Origin of the sequence: Curtobacterium sp. MCPF17_002, assembly GCF_003234115.2 — a bacterium.
GTDB lineage: Bacteria > Actinomycetota > Actinomycetes > Actinomycetales > Microbacteriaceae > Curtobacterium.
In genome coordinates, this window is the sequence record NZ_CP126251.1 from 1,423,366 (window position 1) to 1,439,605 (window position 16,240).

15 protein-coding genes are annotated in these 16,240 nt (G+C 72.0%); 7 read left to right on the forward strand and 8 right to left on the reverse strand.

The genetic code is table 11. The features are described from left to right. The first annotated feature begins 30 nt into the window (after positions 1 to 30). Positions 31 to 252, forward strand: coding sequence for a DUF1653 domain-containing protein (locus DEJ28_RS06720; RefSeq protein WP_258368252.1), 222 nt, complete (start codon positions 31 to 33; stop codon positions 250 to 252). Here DEJ28_RS06720 and DEJ28_RS06725 read toward each other — a convergent pair. Next, the gene (locus tag DEJ28_RS06725) at positions 213 to 1,637 is read right to left on the reverse strand and encodes a hypothetical protein (protein WP_111117148.1); all 1,425 of its coding nucleotides are present in this window, start codon (positions 1,635 to 1,637) and stop codon (positions 213 to 215) included. The two genes, DEJ28_RS06720 and DEJ28_RS06725, sit on opposite strands and share 40 nt — an antisense overlap. Beyond that, entirely contained in the window at positions 1,634 to 2,377 is a 744-nt protein-coding gene (locus DEJ28_RS06730) for an ABC transporter ATP-binding protein (protein ID WP_181433843.1), read from the reverse strand. The genes DEJ28_RS06725 and DEJ28_RS06730 overlap by 4 nt, the downstream gene beginning before the upstream one ends. 122 nt (positions 2,378 to 2,499) lie before the next feature. On the opposite strand from DEJ28_RS06730, the gene DEJ28_RS06735 reads away from it, so the two are divergent. Then, entirely contained in the window at positions 2,500 to 5,967 is a 3,468-nt protein-coding gene (locus DEJ28_RS06735; RefSeq protein WP_111117150.1) for a TM0106 family RecB-like putative nuclease, read from the forward strand. A gap of 33 nt (positions 5,968 to 6,000) precedes the next feature. Here the strand turns inward: DEJ28_RS06735 and DEJ28_RS06740 are convergent, their stop codons facing one another. Together DEJ28_RS06740 and DEJ28_RS06745 are read right to left on the reverse strand one after the other, a co-directional pair. After that, a complete protein-coding gene (locus DEJ28_RS06740) occupies positions 6,001 to 6,303 on the reverse strand; it encodes a hypothetical protein (protein ID WP_111117151.1) in 303 nt (100 codons plus the stop codon). Then, on the reverse strand, positions 6,300 to 6,614 hold the full coding sequence (locus tag DEJ28_RS06745) for a DUF7882 family protein (RefSeq protein ID WP_111117152.1): 315 nt from the start codon (positions 6,612 to 6,614) through the stop codon (positions 6,300 to 6,302). The genes DEJ28_RS06740 and DEJ28_RS06745 overlap by 4 nt, the downstream gene beginning before the upstream one ends. Before the next feature lie 92 nt (positions 6,615 to 6,706). On the opposite strand from DEJ28_RS06745, the gene DEJ28_RS06750 reads away from it, so the two are divergent. After that, a complete protein-coding gene (locus DEJ28_RS06750; protein ID WP_181433844.1) occupies positions 6,707 to 7,039 on the forward strand; it encodes a hypothetical protein in 333 nt (110 codons plus the stop codon). Between the two features lie 80 nt (positions 7,040 to 7,119). Further along, positions 7,120 to 7,947, forward strand: coding sequence for a nuclease-related domain-containing protein (locus tag DEJ28_RS06755; RefSeq protein ID WP_181433845.1), 828 nt, complete (start codon positions 7,120 to 7,122; stop codon positions 7,945 to 7,947). 91 nt (positions 7,948 to 8,038) lie between these two features. Here DEJ28_RS06755 and DEJ28_RS06760 read toward each other — a convergent pair whose 3' ends face one another. The 3 genes from DEJ28_RS06760 to DEJ28_RS06770 all read right to left on the reverse strand — a co-directional run bounded on the left by DEJ28_RS06760 (position 8,039) and on the right by DEJ28_RS06770 (position 10,566). Next, positions 8,039 to 8,701, reverse strand: a complete 663-nt coding sequence (locus DEJ28_RS06760) for a GOLPH3/VPS74 family protein (protein ID WP_111117153.1) — start codon at positions 8,699 to 8,701, stop codon at positions 8,039 to 8,041. Positions 8,702 to 8,795: 94 nt separating this feature from the next. Continuing rightward, positions 8,796 to 9,599, reverse strand: a complete 804-nt coding sequence (locus DEJ28_RS06765) for an SDR family oxidoreductase (protein WP_111117154.1) — start codon at positions 9,597 to 9,599, stop codon at positions 8,796 to 8,798. 157 nt (positions 9,600 to 9,756) lie between these two features. Next, the gene (locus DEJ28_RS06770; protein WP_111117155.1) at positions 9,757 to 10,566 is read right to left on the reverse strand and encodes an HNH endonuclease family protein; all 810 of its coding nucleotides are present in this window, start codon (positions 10,564 to 10,566) and stop codon (positions 9,757 to 9,759) included. Between the two features lie 164 nt (positions 10,567 to 10,730). Between DEJ28_RS06770 and DEJ28_RS06775 the strand changes: the two genes are divergently transcribed. Together DEJ28_RS06775 and DEJ28_RS06780 are read left to right on the forward strand one after the other, a co-directional pair. After that, the gene (locus tag DEJ28_RS06775) at positions 10,731 to 11,276 is read left to right on the forward strand and encodes a cysteine hydrolase family protein (RefSeq protein ID WP_111117166.1); all 546 of its coding nucleotides are present in this window, start codon (positions 10,731 to 10,733) and stop codon (positions 11,274 to 11,276) included. A 32-nt stretch (positions 11,277 to 11,308) separates the two neighbouring features. Next, positions 11,309 to 12,088, forward strand: coding sequence for an aldo/keto reductase (locus DEJ28_RS06780; RefSeq protein WP_111117156.1), 780 nt, complete (start codon positions 11,309 to 11,311; stop codon positions 12,086 to 12,088). A 168-nt stretch (positions 12,089 to 12,256) separates the two neighbouring features. On the opposite strand, the gene DEJ28_RS06785 is transcribed toward DEJ28_RS06780, so the two are convergent. Further along, entirely contained in the window at positions 12,257 to 15,673 is a 3,417-nt protein-coding gene (locus DEJ28_RS06785) for a DEAD/DEAH box helicase (RefSeq protein WP_146248922.1), read from the reverse strand. A gap of 116 nt (positions 15,674 to 15,789) precedes the next feature. Between DEJ28_RS06785 and DEJ28_RS06790 the strand changes: the two genes are divergently transcribed. Beyond that, entirely contained in the window at positions 15,790 to 16,239 is a 450-nt protein-coding gene (locus DEJ28_RS06790; protein WP_258368256.1) for a BLUF domain-containing protein, read from the forward strand. Position 16,240 lies beyond the last annotated feature (1 nt).

Below are 16,240 nucleotides of genomic sequence, written 5' to 3' on the forward strand. Positions count from 1 at the left end.
CCCTACGAGGCGGCCTCTAGCATCGGGAGGGTGAGCTTCGACGTGACTCCGGGCCGATACCGACACTTCAAGGGTGGCGAGTACGAGGTGGTGCTCCTCGCGAAGGACGTCGAGACCGAGGAGCCGGTGGTCGTGTACCAAGCGCTGTACGGCGAGCGGGGGCACTGGGTGCGATCGCTCGCGGACTTCACGGCGCACGTGACGCGCGACGGCTACGACGGGCCGCGGTTCGTGCCGGTCCGCGTGGCCTGACGGGCGGCGCTGGCGTCGGCGCTGCCCTCGGAAGCGTCGAGCGCGGTGGTCCGTGCCCCGGCACGACGGCGCAGGACGGATCCGGCGATCTCGCTGCCGACGAAGAGCAGGGCGAACCCGAACGTGGCAGTGATCGCGGCTGCCATCGGCACGGTCGGGTCCATCTGGACGAACGCGCCGACGTCGATCCCGCTGAGGACGGCCACGACACCGACTGCGCCGGCCGCGACGATGCCGACGACCGTGCCGCTCCAACCGATGGCGACGGCGGCCACCACCAGGACGACGCTGACCCCGACGCGGCTGAACCCGATGCGCTCGAGGCGATCGAGGTCCGCGCCGGTTCCCCGACTCTGGGCGAGCCCCGAGCAGATCGCGCCTGCGGCCGCGATGACAAGGGACGGACCGATCGTGAGTCCGAGCTCGTGGACACCCGCTCCCGATCGGCTGCTGTCGAGGCTCTCGGCGACCGTCGCGGTCAGCGCCCTGGTCACCGCGAGACCGACGGCGCCACCGCAGAGCGTCACCAGCGAACCGAACTGGACGATGCGCGCCTCCGCGAGACGCAGCCCGACGAACACCGTGGGCGTTCCCCGACGCAGCGTCCTCCGCGCGGTGCCGGTCACGATCCGGGCGATGTCGGGCGCCAGCACGATCGCGGCTCCGACGAAGCCGTAGGACGCTGCCGCCATCACGATGAGCGGGCTGTCGGCGGACCCGAGGACGCGCAGACGATCTGCGGCGCCGACCTCACCGGTCTCGCGGACCACGCCGATCAGGTGGGGCGCAAGTGCGACGGCGAGGACAGTGGGAACCAGGAAGAGCGACACAACGACCGCCGCGATGATGGCCCGGCTCGAGCAGCCGGAACGCTGGCCACGTGAGGGGCTGGCGTGGAGTCCGCTCCACCAGCCGGCGCAGCACACGATCGCGACTGCGCCGACGACCACGAGCAGCGGACCACCATGGTGCTTCGGCTCCTCGGCGTCGAGGACGCGAGCCAGGCTGACGACCCACGATCTCGCGAGTGCGTCGCCGCCCACGAACCCGACCAGCAGGGCGAGAACAGCCGCAGCCGCGATCGCCAGCATCCCGAACACTGCAATCGGTGCTCGCGCTGCTCCCAGTGCTCGGAGGCGTCGGATCTCGGGCTCGAGTGAGACCGCGAGCGCGCGGCTCGCCCCGAAGGATGCGACCGCTGCACTGAGCCCGGTGAGCTGCACGACCGACTCGAGTGCTGCGCCCGCCTCGGCGTCGCTGAACGCGAGCCCGCCGCCGACCACGATGTCGAGCACGAGCGTGGTGACGACGACGACGATGAGGAAGCCAGCTGCGGGCCTCGGATCCGAGGCGACCGTCCGGGCGAGGGCGACGATCGAGATCACGAGGACGAGCGCATGAGCTGACGCACCGTCTGGCGGTCCGGACGATCGACCACGGCGGTCGTCCGCCCTCCGGCCAGCTGGACGACCCGATCCGCCCGTGCGACCAACTCTGGATCGTGCGTGACCACGAGGACCGTTCGACCGCCCTGCACAGCATCGCAGAGGAGGCCGCGGACGAGATCGCCGCTGACCTGGTCCAGTGCCGTCGTCGGTTCGTCGCAGGCCACCATTCGTGTGCCGCTCGCGAGTGCGCGCGCGAGGGCGACGCGGCGCCGTTGCCCGCCGGAGAGCGTCTGGACGGCCGTTCGTCGGGTCTCCCGACCGAGCCCGAGAGCGGCGAGCACGTCTTCTGCCAGGCGGCGGTCGGGAACGCGGGAGAGGCGTTGTCCGAGCAGGACGTTCTCGTCCACGGAGAGGGCGTCGATGAGGTCGCCGTCCTGTCGAGCGGAGGCGAAGACCCGTGCTCTGAGGTGCGACCGACGACGGCTGTTCGCGGGGTGCATCGGCGTCGTGCCGAGCAGGACGGAGCCCGAGGCGGGAACCGCGATCCCGGTGATCACGTCGAGCAGGGTCGACTTCCCCGCGCCGGATGGGCCCACCACCGCGGTGAGCTGTCCTGGGGCGGCCTGAAAGCTGGCCTCGGTGACGATCCGTCGGCCGTTCGGGAGGGTCGATCGGGACGTGATGCCCTGTACGGAGAGCGCGACCATCGGCTCGACCGCACCTCGCGTGATCTGCACGGGCCGATGGTGGCAGCGCAGCATTGACATGTCAAACTCTGGCTTGCGGAGCGCGTCGTGAACACCCTGCTGTCGGCGGCCACCCCTAGGCTTCCAGCGCACCGACGAACAAGGGGGAGCGCATGCAGATCGGCGACGACGGGCACGTGCTGCTCAGCCCGAGCGACCTGAGCACGTGGGCCGCCTGCGAGTGGGCGTTCCTCCGCCGGCTCGACGTGAAGCTCGGTCGCGGCGAACCCCTGCCGGACGTGCACGACGACATGCTCGAACGCACCGCCCGGCTCGGGGACCAGCACGAGCTGGACTACCTCGAGATCCTCAGGCAGACCCGCGACGTCGTCGAGTTCGAGCGCCCGGCACCGCCGCAGTACGCCGAAGCGGCGCAGGCGGCGCTGGACGCCATGCGGAACGGCGCCGACGTCCTGTACCAACCGACGTTCCACGTGCCCGCGTCCGCAGAGGGCACCGGCTTCATCGGTTTCGCGGACTTCATCATCCTGAACGACCGCGACGAGTACGAGGTCTACGACACGAAGCTCGCCCGCCACGCCAAGATCAGCGCGCTCCTGCAGCTCGCCGCCTACGCCGAGCGGATGCAGGCGCACGACATCCCCACCGGCGCCGAGGTCCACCTCGTGCTCGGCGACCGCACCACGACCACGCACGACCTCGCCGACATCGCCCCGGTGTACCGGACGCAGCGGGCGGAGCTCGAGCGGGTGATCGCCGAGCGCATCGCGGCTGACGGTCCGCTGGCGTGGGGCGACCCGAGGTACTCCAGCTGCGGCCGCTGCTCCGTGTGCACGACCCAGGTGGAGCAGCACCGCGACCTCGTCCTCGTCGCCGGCATGCGCCTCGACCAGCGGGCGAAGCTCCTCCGGCAGGGGGTGCGGACGATCGACGACCTGGCGGACCGCACCACGGCCGTGGCGGGCTTGTCGCGCGGAACGCAGGATCGGCTGGTGCGTCAGGCGCGCCTCCAGGTCGACAGCCCGCACGATGCCGGACGCAAGCCGCTGTTCGAGGTCCTCGACCCGCGCGCGCTCGACGCGATCCCCACCCCGGACCCGGGCGACGTGTTCTTCGACTTCGAGGGGGACCCGCTGCACACCGAGGACGGCGTGCACTGGGGGCTCGACTACCTGTTCGGGCTCGTCGACGACCGCGCGGACTTCACGGCGTTCTGGGCGCACACGATCCGCGACGAGCGGCAGGCGCTGGTGGACTTCCTCGCCTTCGTCGAGGAACGCCGCGCGCGGGACCCCGGCATGCACATCTACCACTACGCGGCGTACGAGCGGACGCACCTGCTCTCCCTCGCGGCCCGGCACGGCGTCGGGGAGGACACCGTCGACGACCTGCTGCGCGCCGGCGTCCTGGTGGACCTGTACCCGATCGTGCGGAAGGCCGTGGTCGTCGGCAGCCACAGCTACTCGATCAAGAAGCTCGAACCGCTGTACATGGGCGAGGACCTGCGCGAGAGCGACGTCACGAACGCCGCCGACAGCATCACCGCCTACGTCGACGCCGTCGAGGAGCTCCGGAACGGCGACCCGGCCGCCGGCCAGCACATGCTCGACGAGGTCGCCGACTACAACGCGTACGACTGCCGCTCGACGCTGCGCCTCCGCGACTGGCTGCTGTCGCTGCGGCGCCCCTCGGCCGAGCCGCCGTCACCGGAGGCGGACGAAGCCGTCCCGTTGATCCCGGTCGAACGCGAGCCGAACCCGGTGTACGTCGCGCTCGCGTCGCACCTCACTGACGTCAGCGCCCTCGACCGCACGCCCGACCAGACCGCGTTGGCGCTCGCCGCAGCCGCGATCGACTACCACCGCCGCGAGGCCAAGACCTTCTGGCAGGACCACTTCGACCGCCTGCGGAACCCGGTCGACGACTGGGCGGACACCCGCGACGTCCTCGTCGTCGAGCGTGCGTCCGTCGAGCGGGACTGGGACACGCTGCCGCGTGCCCGCTCGCAGTCACGAGAACTCCGGTTGTCGGGGACGCTCGCGCCCGGTTCGCGGCTCCGGCCTGGAGGCACGCCCCACCTCGTCTACGACGACCCGCTCCCGCCATCGGTCGGCTCTCCGGGCCCCGGGTCGAAGGGCGCGTCGGATCGCGCCGTCATCGTGGACGTCCGAGACGACGGGGAGGCGACCGAGGTGCTGCTCGTCGAGCGACTCCCGGTGGGCGGCGAGCCGCACCACGACTTCCCGGTCGCCCTCGCCCCGTCGGCGCCGCCGCGGGCGAAGCCCCAGCCCGAGGCGATCGCCGAGTGGGGGCAGTCGGTACTCGACGCGCTGCCGGAGATGCTGCCCGACCCGGCGCTCGACCTGCTCCGCCGCGTCCCGCCGCGCGGTGCGATCGTTCCGGTGCAGGGTGACGACACGGTGTCCGCCGTGGTCGCGACGCTGCTCGACATCGACCGGTCGTACCTGGCGATCCAGGGCCCTCCCGGCACCGGCAAGACGTACGTCGGGTCGAACGTCGTCGCCCGGCTCGTCCGCGAGCACGGCTGGCGTGTGGGCGTCGTCGGGCAGTCGCACGCGACGTCGGAGAACTTCCTCGACGCGGTCATCGCCGCCGGGGTGCGCGCCGATCGTGTCGTGAAGGTGCCGAAGACCGGTGCCTCGGAGGACGAGCTCGAGGCCGCGCGGTGGACGCCGGTGAAGAACAACGCGGCCGTCGCGGCGTTCCTGTCGTCGAGCGAGGCGTCGGGCACCGGGGGAGTCGTGGGCGGCACGGCGTGGACCTTCGCGAACGAGACGACGATCGCCCGGCGTTCCCTCGACCTGCTCGTGGTCGACGAGGCGGGCCAGTTCTCGCTCGCGCCGACCATCGCGTCGTCGATCGCGGCGACGCGGCTGCTCCTGCTCGGCGACCCGCAGCAGCTGCCGCAGGTGTCGCAGGGGTCGCACCCGGAGCCCGTCGACCAGTCGGCGCTCGGGTGGCTGACCGACGGCGAGCACGTGCTGCCGTCCGGGTTCGGGTACTTCCTCGCCCGTACCCGCCGGATGGAGCCCGCGCTGACCGCGTCCGTGTCGGCCCTGTCCTACGACGGACAGTTGGCGTCGATGGTCTCGGGTCGGCACCTCGACGGCATCGACGCGGGCGTCCACGCGGTGCCCGTGGTGCACGCCGGCAACACGACGTCGTCCCTCGAGGAGGCTCTGCGCGTGGTGCAGCTCGCACAGGACGTCGTCGGGCGCCGGTGGGTCGACGGCGACGCCACGCGGACCCTGACCGACGAGGACGTCATCGTCGTCGCGCCCTACAACGCGCAGGGGGCGGTGATCCGGCACGAGCTCGACCGGGCCGGGCTCCGCGGGACGCAGGTCGGCACGGTCGACCTGTTCCAGGGGCGCGAGGCCGTCGTGTCGATCGTGTCGCTGGCGGCCTCGAGCGCGGCGGACATCCCGCGCGGCCTCGACTTCCTGCTCATGCCGAACCGGCTCAACGTGGCGCTGTCCCGGGCGAAGTGGGCGGCGTTCCTCGTGCACTCGCCGGCGCTCGCGACCGGGCTGCCGCCGTCGATCGCCGGGCTTTCGTTGCTGTCCCGGTTCATCGAGCTCGTCGAGCCCCGTCGCTGAGGATCCAGACGGTGCGCTGAGCACTGGTCGTCGTCAGAGTTCCGGGTCGTGGTTCTCGGGCGAGCCCGGCAGCGAATGGCCGGGGTCGAGGACGTACCGGGCGGCGTCGGGGTGGGCGGTGTCCTCGTCGGCGTCCCGCTCGGTGATGATGGCGACGGGTGTCGACGGCGAGATCAGCAGCAGGGCCGGCGTCGCCCGTCCTTCGCCGTGGTTGACCTCGAGCCAGATGAACGGTTCGGACTGCAGGCCGCGGGTGATGCGGTCGCGCACCTGTTCGGTGTCCTCGTCGGGGATCGTGTACTGGGACCCCCCGTAGGTGATGAGGGTGCGTTTCACGTCGAGGCTCCCGGTTCTGGTGGCTCGGGGACGATCCGCAGTCCGGCCGAGGACACGGTCGTCAGGTTGAGGGCTTCCACCCACGCGCGGTTGATCGCCGGCACCCGCCCGCCGGAGTACCGGAACACCATGGGCAGCGACCGGTCGATCCAGATCGAGGTGCGGCCGTCACCGACGTCCTGGTCGTCCTTCCACGAGAACATGAAGGACTCCCCGCGCCGCAGCTTCGTCGCGATGACGATCTGCAGGTGCGTCAGGAGCCGGTCGTCGAACTCGGCGGTGAACGTCGAGTCGTAGATGAGCTTGCCCATGCACCGCTCCTCCCGTGAACTCGTTCGGTGTTCGATGAGGTCGTTCCGTCAACCTAGCGAGCCGCCCAGGTGTGGCCGGTCAGGCTGGGACGATGCGTCGCATCCACTACGTCGACAGTCACGTCCTGACCGGGGACCGGACCTGCAAGGCGTTGCTCCGGTACGCGCGGGCGCTCGCGGTCGCGAACCTGTCCGACGTCGTCGAGATCCCCGTCATCACCGAGGGGGGCAGCAAGGCGTACGCGCACTTCTTGATCGGCCCGGCCAGTCAGATCTTCTCCACGCCGGTGCCGGACAGTCCCGACGAGCCGTTCGACGCCGAGGTGATCGAGAAGCTCGAGGCGCAGACCCGTCGCCTGCAGCCCACCCGCCCGGAGTGGCCCGAGGAGATGACCGACGTCCCGGACCTCACCTTCGAGGTCTGACCCGCGATCCGCACACCGCGGGGCGACTGACGCCAGAACGAGGGCTGGTCCACCATCCGTCGTCCTGGGACGGTGGAGGCATGGGGGAAGCGACGGGCGGGGCACCGCTGACACTCCGGGCGCGGAAGCCCGGGTACGCGGTGATGCAGGAGTGCCTCGCGATCCAGGCCGCCGCACCGGCACGGACGAGCTGGCAGCGGTTCTGGGGACACGATCCGCTCCACGAGGGTGCCCGCTCCTGGTTCAAGGGAGCGATCGGCGAACGCGACGTCGCACGGGCACTCGACACCCTCGGACCGGAGTTCACGGTGCTGCACGCGGTGCCGGTCGGGAAACGCTCGACCGACATCGACCACATCGTCGTCGGGCCGACGGGGGTCTTCTCGATCAACACGAAGAACCACTCCGGTCACAGCGTCTGGGTCGGCGGTCGGACGCTCACCGTGAACGGGCAGCGGACGCCGCACGTGCACCGGGCGGTCGCCGAGGGCGAGCGGGCGACCGCGCTGCTGTCGGCGGCGGCCGGCGGGCCGATCCTCGTCCAGCCGGTGCTCGTGATCGCTGCCGCGACGCTGCGGTTCGGCGACAAGCGCCCCGCGGTCGTCACGGTGGAGCCCGACCAGGTCGGCGGCTGGATCGCCGGACTGCCCCGGGTGCACTCGGGAGAAGCGGTGCGGTACCTCGCCATGCTCGCCGAGGAACGCGGCACATGGCACGTCGACGCGGTGGTGCTCAACGACACGCTGCGCCACGTGCAGCGGTTCGAACGACTCGAGCGTGAGATCGAGGAGGCTCGGCGGCGACGGACGCTGCTCGGCAAGGGACGGGTCGTCGCGGCCCTGGCCGTACCGGCAGGGGCCCTGCTCGGCTACTGGTGGGCGACGGCTTCTATCGCCCTCGGCGCCTGACCGATGTCGGATCCGGGCGGCGTTCCCCGGGGATCGTGGTCCGGATCCGACACGAACGAAAAGTTGTCTGCCCTCGCCCGCGCGAGCGCCGTCAGCTCGACGCCGTGGTCGCAGCCGTCGTCGCAGCGATCACACCGGCCACCACCGCTGCGCTCTGGATCTCGGAGAGCACCGCGCGGACGGCCGGCGAGGCCCACTCGCCCTCGGCGATCGACCGGACGAGGCCCTTGTCCACGCGGCCGAACTGGTTCCGCAGGGTGTTCGTCGCGTCGAGCAGGCCGATCAGCGCCGCGAGGAACGCGCTGGGCTCGGCGCGCTGCGCGAGGACGTCGGCGATGCCCGATCGCACGAGGGACTCGGGACCGGCGTCGAGCTCGGGGTGACGGGTCGTCGTGAAGAGCACGAGCGTGGTGCGCTGCTCCTCCGAGATGACACCGCGCTGCACGAGGCCGGCGAGGACCGCCTCCCGCAGCGGGCGCTTCCCGAGGCGCTGCACCCACCACTTCGCCTTGCGCGGGGCGCCGCACGCGGCGATCGACCCGAGGACCTCGTCGAGCGTCGCGTCGCCCGTCACCCTGCCCGATGCGGTCGCGACGAGACCGCGCTGCAGGGTGATCGAGCCCCGGAGCGCGAGATCGGCCAGGACGGCCCCGGCGAGCCCGAGGTCGAGGCGCTGGGCGTCGGTGCTGCGGCGCCCGTCGGGTGCGATCTGGAGCAGCGCGAAGGCCTGGGGGATGGTCAGCGACTCAGCCATGTCCGCATGCTGCCACGCGGGGCGGAGGTGCGCCGCGCCTCCAGGCCGACGCGCAGGACTCCGTGAGGTGCGCCGCACGTCGGAGCCGGCACGATCAGTACTTGGCGGACTGCCCGCCGTCGATCGGGACGACCGTGGCGTTGACGTAGCTCGCGTCGTCGGAGAGCAGGAACGCGACGACCGCGGCGATCTCGGGGGCCTCGCCGTAGCGCTTCGCGGGGTTGACCTGGATGAACTCCTCGGCGGCCTTTCGCGGGTTCACCGGGTCGAGCTGCTTCATCGAGTTCTCGACCATCGGCGTCCAGATGGCTCCCGGTGCGATGGCGTTGATGCGGATGCCGTACTGGCCGTACTCGACGGCGGAGTTGCGGGTGAGGCCGACGACGCCGTGCTTGGCGGCCGCGTAGCCGGACTGGTTGCCGATGCCGCGGATGCCGCCGACGCTCGCCGTGTTGACGACCATGCCGGAGCCCTGCTCGCGCATCACGGCGAGGACCTTCTCGAGGCCGAGGAACACCCCGCGGAGGTTGATGGACACCACGCGGTCGAACTCGGCGGCGGTGAAGGACTCGGTGGGGTTCTGCTTGCCCTCGATGCCGGCGTTGTTGAAGAAGCCGTCGATGCGACCGAAGCGCTCGGTGGTCGCGGCGACGTACGCGTCGACCTGGGCCTCGTCGGACACGTCGGCGACGGTGGTGAGGACCTGCGCGTCGGGGGCGGCGTCGAGCACGGCGGCCTTCGAGGCCTCGAGGCCGTCGGCGGAGACGTCGACGAGGGAGAGCGCGGCGCCCTCGGTCGCCAGTCGGACGGCGGTGGCGCGGCCGAGGCCGGAGCCGCCGCCGGTGATGAGGACGACGCGGTCGGTGAAGCGGGTGGTGGTCGTGCTGGTTCCGGTCATGGGGGAGGCCTCCTGAGGTCTTCGACGGTGAAGGGCTCGGGGTCCGCGCGGAGCGCGAGGGGTCCGCGCTGGGGCAGCGAGTCCGGGCCGATGCGTTCGCATCGACGGACTTAGGCTACACCTGTTGCCCAGAATCGACCGTCAGGAGCCGCAGCGGTCAGCAGCTGCTCAGGATGCGTGCCATCGCGTCGTGCTCCGCCGGAGCGACCCACAGTCGGTACTTCGTCTTCACCGTGACCTGGTGCTCGATGTAGGTGCAGCGGAACGAACTGTCCGCCGGCAGCCAGGTCGCGGCGTCGCCCGAGCGCTTCTGCGCGTTCGAGTGCCCGTCGACGGCGAAGAGGTTCTCCGGGTCGTTCGCGAGCGCCTCCCGATCGGCCTGGGGGAGCTGCTGCGCGCCGGTCCTCCAGGCGTTCTCGAGCGCGACGACGTGGTCGATCTGCACGAGGGTCGACGTCGTGTTGCCGCGCACGAAGTCGACCGTCGCGCCGGTGTACGGCGACACCAGGGTGCCGGTCAGGACCTTGCACGGGCCCTGCCGCGTGATGCCGGTCAGGTCGCGCGCGAGCACGTCGTTCCGGGTGTCGCAGCCGTTCCGGTCGACGTCGAGCCAGGCGGTGCCGAAGTCGCCCTCGCGGTCGTAGCCGGTCGCGGGGGCCTTGCCCTTGACGGGCAGCGCTGCGAGGGCGGCTCGGGCGGCGGCGGCAGCGGTTGGACTGGCGGCGGTTGGACTGCCGGCGGTTGGACTGGCGGCGGCTGGACTGGAGGCGCGGCTCGTCCCCGGCGTGCCGGGTTCCGTCGAGATGGTGGGGGCGTCCGTCGCCGCGGGTGCGGTCGCCGCCGGAGCGGCTTCGGCATCGGGGGCGAGCACGCCGGTGGTGTGCAGTGCGTAGGCGCCGACCGCGAGGGCCAGGGCGACGAGCACGGACGTGAGGGTGGTGCGGGTACGGCGTCGGCGGGACGTCATGCGGGGTGGGACTCCTGTGGGGCGATGGTGCGGGTGCTGCGGGTGCTGCGGGTGATGCCGGTGCTGCGGTGCGGGCCGGGGACCGCCACCCGATCATGGCGGAGACCGCGGACATCGCGGACGACCGCGGCGGAGGTTCGACGACGCCGGGTAGCGTCCACCGTGTGAGCAGCGCACTCCTCGTCATGGACTACCAGAACAGCATCGTCGAGCGACTCGGCACCGAGGAGGGCCTCGGGGCCGCCACCGCAGCCGTCGCGGCCGCACGCGAGCGCGGCATCCCCGTGGTCTTCGTCCGCGTGGCGTTCCGCCCCGGTGCTCCCGAGGCCGCCCCCACGAACAGGATGTTCGGCGGCATGCGGGAGCGCATCGCCTCCCAGCCGGCGGGAGCGACGGACATCCACGCCGCGTTCGGCGTCGGCGACGACGACATCGTCGTGACGAAGCTGCGGGTGAGTGCCTTCGCCGGCTCCGACCTCGAGGTGCTCCTGCGCGGGCTGGAGGTCCGGGAGCTCGTCCTGGCGGGCATCGCGACGAGCGGCGTCGTGCTCTCCACCCTCCGGCAGGCGGCCGACCTCGACTTCGGCCTCACGGTGCTCTCGGACGCTTGTGTCGACGGCGATCCGGAGGTCCACCGGGTCCTCATGGAGAAGGTGTTCCCGCGACAGGCCGACGTCCGCACCACCGCGGAGTGGACCGCCTCACTCTGAGCCCGGCGGCGGCGACGGCGTAGACAAGTCGCATGACCGATTACGCCAATCCGTCCGTGTCCGTCACCGGGGGGTCGATGCCGCTGCTGGGCTTCGGCACCTGGCAGATCCCGGACGCCGACGCCCCCGCAGCGGTGGGCTCGGCGCTCGAGGCGGGGTACCGCCACATCGACACCGCCACCGGCTACAGCAACCAGCGCGGGGTGGGCAAGGCGATCGCCTCGTCCGGCCTGGCGCGCGACGACGTGTTCGTCACGACCAAGCTGCCGCCGGACAACGCCGACCGTGTGCGCGAGACCATCGAGGAGAGCCTCGACCAGCTCGGGCTCGACCACCTCGACCTCTGGCTCGTGCACTGGCCGCCGAACGGCGAGGCCCGCCCGGACGTCTGGGAGCAGGTCGTGCAGGCGCAGGCCGACGGACTGACCCGTGCGGTCGGCGTGAGCAACTACTCCCTCGCGCAGATCGACGAGCTCGTCTCCGCGACCGGCACCACCCCGGCCGTGAACCAGATCAAGTGGAGCCCGGTCGAGTTCGACGCCGCGATCGCCTCCGGGCTGTCGGAGCGTGGGGTCGTCCTCGAGGGCTACAGCCCCTTCAAGGCGAGCAACCTGCAGGACCCGACGCTGGTCTCGATCGCCGAGGCCCACGACGCCGACGCGGCCCAGGTGATCGTCGCGTGGCACGTCGCGCACGAGTTCGTCGTCATCCCGAAGTCGTCGAACCCGGAGCGGATCGCGTCGAACGCCGCGGGTGCCCGCATCGAGCTGAGCGCCGACGAGGTCGCACGGATCGACGCCCTCGGGCACTGACCCCGGCGGGCACGTCCCCGCGGGCCCGACCCTCTGCACAACGAAAGTCACGCCGAACCGTGCAATCGCGCGGTTCGGCGTGACTTTCGCAGTGCGGCGGCAATCGGCCCACTACTTCCACGGCGGCGATCGGCCCACCAGTTCCACGGCGGCAACCGGCCGGCGGCATCACTCCAGCAGCGAGCGGATGTCGTCGGCCGTCAGGTCGTCGGCGAACAGCGCGTCGTCGTCGATCATCGTGGCGAACAGCTCGGCCTTCTTCGCCGCGAGCGCGAGGACCTTCTCCTCGATGGTGTCCTCCGCGATGAACCGCTGCACGTTCACCGATCGCGTCTGCCCGATGCGGTGCGTGCGGTCGACCGCCTGGTTCTCGGCGGCGGGGTTCCACCACGGGTCGAGCACGAACACGGTGTCGGCCTCGGTCAGGGTCAGCCCGAACCCGCCGGCCTTCAACGAGATGAGGAACGCCGGAGCGGTGCCGTTCCGGAAGCGGTCGATGACCTCGGGCCGTCGTCGGGTGGAGCCGTCGAGGTACTCGTACCCGATGGCCCGTTCGTCGAGTGCGGCGGCGACCATGCGGAGGAACGACGTGAACTGGCTGAACACCAGGGCGCGGCGGCCCTCGGCGGCGAGCTGTTCGAGTTCGTCGAGCAGGAGTTCGAGCTTCGCGGACGGCACCGGCGGATCGTCCGGACCAGACGACCCGTCCACCAACGCCGGCGACAACGCCAGCATCCGGAGCAGCGTCAGCGACCGGAACACGATCATCCGGTTCCGGGCGAGGTCGTCGATGAGGTCGAGCACCTTGAGGCGCTCCCGGTTCAGCGTCCGCTCGTACAGCGCCCGGTGCGCGGGGTCGAGCGTCACCCGGACGACCTGCTCCTGCTTCGGCGGCAGGTCGGCGGCGACGCTCTCCTTCGTCCGGCGGAGCATGAGCGGCCGGATCCGTCGCCGCAACCGCGCGGTGAGCTCCGAGCGTGCGGCACCGCGGAGGTCGGGCGAGGCGAGCGGCTTCACGTAGTCGTCGCCGAACCGCGACCACGACGACAGCAGCCCCGGCGCGACCACGTGGAACAGCGCCCAGAGGTCGGTCAGCCCGTTCTCGAGCGGGGTCCCCGTGATCGCGAACTTCACCGGCGCACGGAGCTCGACGGCCGCTCGGTGCGTCTGCGACTGCGGGTTCTTCACGAACTGCGCCTCGTCGAGGAGCAGCGCCGACCACGGCAGGTCGGTGTACGCGCGGGCGTCGAGGCGGAGGAGCGCGTACGAGGTCACGAGCACGTCCGACGTCGCTGCCGCTCGGGCCACGAGCGCCGGGTCCTTCACCGAGGTCGCGGTCACCGTGGTCACCCGGAGCGACGGCGTGAACTTCGCCGCCTCGGACGCCCAGTTGCCCACGACGGAGGTCGGCGCGACCACGAGGAACGGCGGACCGTCCGGCGACGCTTCCCGCGCGGCCGCGATCATCGCCAGCACCTGCAGCGTCTTGCCGAGGCCCATGTCGTCGGCGAGCACGCCGCCGATGCCGTGCGAGCGCAGGAACGACAGCCACGCGTACCCGGCGTGCTGGTACGGCCGGAGCTCCGCGTGCACGGACCGGGGTACCGCGACGTCGGCCGGCGCGGTCGCGCCGAGCAGCCCGGACGCGATCGCCTGCCACCGCTCGTCGTGCTCGGTCTCGTCGGCGAGCTGGTCGAACTCGGACCACAGCCCGGCCTGCAGCGGCGTCACCGTCATCGGCTGGTCGGGCTCCCACTCGTCGAGGTCGCGCGCTTCCTCGATGAGCTCCTTGAGCCGGTCGAACGCCGGGTCGCCGAGCGACAGGTACGAGTTGTCGACGAGCTTCATCCGGCGGTCCCGCTTCGCGAGTGCGCGGAGCAGCGGCGTGAACGGCACCTGCTTGCCGTTGACGGTGACGAAGATGCCGAGGTCGAACCAGTCGTGCTTCTCCGACGGCATCGTCGTGACGCGGATGTTCGGCCGCCCGGTCAGCCGCTCGTAGTCGACGCGCTCGCCCTGCACCACGGTGCGGACGCCGAGGCCGGGCAGCTCCTGCAGCAGCTCGTTCGCGAAGACCGCGACGTCGGCGCCCTCGACGGTGCCGTCCTCGAACCAGTCCAGTCCACCGCCGGGTCCCGCGGGCGCGTGCTCGGGCAGACCGCCTGGAGGCGCGGCTCGGCTCGCGTCGTCGGCCCCGGCTGCCGGGGCGGCCGGCTCCACGGCAGCCGGTTCGGCAGGGGCCACGTCGTCCGCCGCCCGCAGGCCGCTGAGGTCCGGCAGCGGTCCGTGCAGCGCGACCGGGTCCTTCCGGCCGTCGACGTGCCAGCGCCACTGCAGGTGGACGCGGTCGTCCGTCCGCGGAGCCCGTGCCGGCTCGAACGTCGCGGTGAGCACGAGCTCCGGCGGGGTGCGTTCGGGCAGCTCGACGGACCCGTCGGAGCTGACGAGTCCGAGGGCCCCGCGGAGCTTCGGCGACCAGTCCGCCAGGAACTCGTCCACCTCGGCCGCCGGCACCGCGATCTGGGCGCCGTCGACGAGCATGCGGCGCTGGTCCTCTGGCACCGGGGCGGGTGTCGGGGCGACCACGACGTGGAACTCGGGGCTCTCGCGGAAGACGTAGAGGCCGTGGTCGCCGATCATCCGCGCCGCGCCCTCGACCACGGGCCGGCCGTCGAGGACCGCGCTCGCGCCGATCACGAGCCCGTCGTCGTGGCGGGCGGCATCGGCGTTCCGGGAGGCGTCGAGGAGCACCCGGGCCTCGGTGCCGAGGACCGCGCCGCCCTCGCGCTTGCCGGTGACGAACGCGATCCCGAGCGCCGGGGCCTGCGCGAGCAACGGCCAGAGGAGCGGACTGCCGAAGTCGTCGAGCGTGATCCAGTCGGCCTCGCCCGGCAGCCCCGCGAGCTGCCCCGCACGGTGCAGCGCGGCGAACTGCAGGAACCAGCCGTGCTGCTCGGGGGAGAGGCCGAACCGGTTCATCGAGTACGGGAGCGTGCCCCACGTCAGCTGCCCCCGCACCCAGTTGCCGGCGTCGCTGCGGGTCACCGGCCGGACGCCGAGCCGCACCGACCGCGAGGCCGTCGGCAGCGCTCGGCCCGCTGCTCGCGCGCGGGACGCGAGGCGCGACGACACCGCGTCACGCAACTCGAACTGCAGACCCATCGGGGTGCCCTGCGGGGCGACCACCTGCTCGTCGTCACCGGCGAGGCGGGCGAGGTCGTGCCTCCAGTCAGGGGGTGGCGGCGGAGCCGGTGCGTCCGGACGTGGGCCGGCTGCCGACGCGAGGGCGCGGGCGTTGACGGTGAGGAGCGCGGCGGCGACGTGCTTGCACTCGCCGCGGAGGGGGCACGTGCACGTGCTGCGCACCGGGCGGACGAACTCGCCGCGCGCCGGAGTGGTCTCGATGCGGACCTCGTACGGGTCGTCGGCGGAGCCGGACACCGTCGCGGTGACCGTGCCGTCGTCGTCGTGCCAGACCGCATCGTCCACCAGGCCGGCGCGGACGATGTCGCGTGCGCGACCGAAGGCCTGCGGGCCGACGAAACGGATGACGTCGACCGCGTCGATCATCGGGGCGGCGGGCACGACCCCATCGTGCCAGTCCCGACCGACACCGCGGAACACGCACCGGCCCGTTCTGGGGGCGTCGGAACGGGCCGCGGACGGGCAGGATCGATCACGGTCCGTCCGGAGGGAGTCCCATGCTGCAGTCACTGGTCTACATGAGTTCGGCGTCCGCGCCGTTCGACGAGGACGCCCTCGAGGCGGTCCTCGATCACGCGCGTGAGCGGAACACCGCCGACGGCCTCAGCGGGCTGCTCGTGCACCGGGCCGGCCGATTCATGCAGCTGCTCGAGGGACCGTACGACGCGGTGATCGCGACCTACGCCCGGATCGTCGAGGACCCCCGGCACGAAGAGGTGCGCCTGCTCGTCGAGGAGTCCATCCACACGCGGCGCTTCCCGGAGTGGTCGATGGCGTACGACCGCGAGTCCGACGGGGTCGAGGTGCCCGAGGGCTTCAGCGGGTTCCTCGAAGCCGGCGACCGCAGCGCGGACACGAGCCGGGCGCGCGAGCTCCTCCGGTGGTTCCGGAACCACCCGATGGCCGACCCCACGGCGGCGAAGGGGAAGCACCGGCGCGAGGGGTAGT

Coding starts and splice junctions, on each gene's coding strand:
- DEJ28_RS06755 (WP_181433845.1), top strand. CDS start 7,120: ATGGGGGAAGCGACGGGCGGGGCACCGCTGACACTCCGGGCGCGGAAG.
- DEJ28_RS06790 (WP_258368256.1), top strand. CDS start 15,790: ATGCTGCAGTCACTGGTCTACATGAGTTCGGCGTCCGCGCCGTTCGAC.
- DEJ28_RS06770 (WP_111117155.1), bottom strand. CDS start 10,566: ATGACGTCCCGCCGACGCCGTACCCGCACCACCCTCACGTCCGTGCTC.
- DEJ28_RS06735 (WP_111117150.1), top strand. CDS start 2,500: ATGCAGATCGGCGACGACGGGCACGTGCTGCTCAGCCCGAGCGACCTG.
- DEJ28_RS06760 (WP_111117153.1), bottom strand. CDS start 8,701: ATGGCTGAGTCGCTGACCATCCCCCAGGCCTTCGCGCTGCTCCAGATC.
- DEJ28_RS06780 (WP_111117156.1), top strand. CDS start 11,309: ATGACCGATTACGCCAATCCGTCCGTGTCCGTCACCGGGGGGTCGATG.
- DEJ28_RS06765 (WP_111117154.1), bottom strand. CDS start 9,599: ATGACCGGAACCAGCACGACCACCACCCGCTTCACCGACCGCGTCGTC.
- DEJ28_RS06745 (WP_111117152.1), bottom strand. CDS start 6,614: ATGGGCAAGCTCATCTACGACTCGACGTTCACCGCCGAGTTCGACGAC.
- DEJ28_RS06750 (WP_181433844.1), top strand. CDS start 6,707: ATGCGTCGCATCCACTACGTCGACAGTCACGTCCTGACCGGGGACCGG.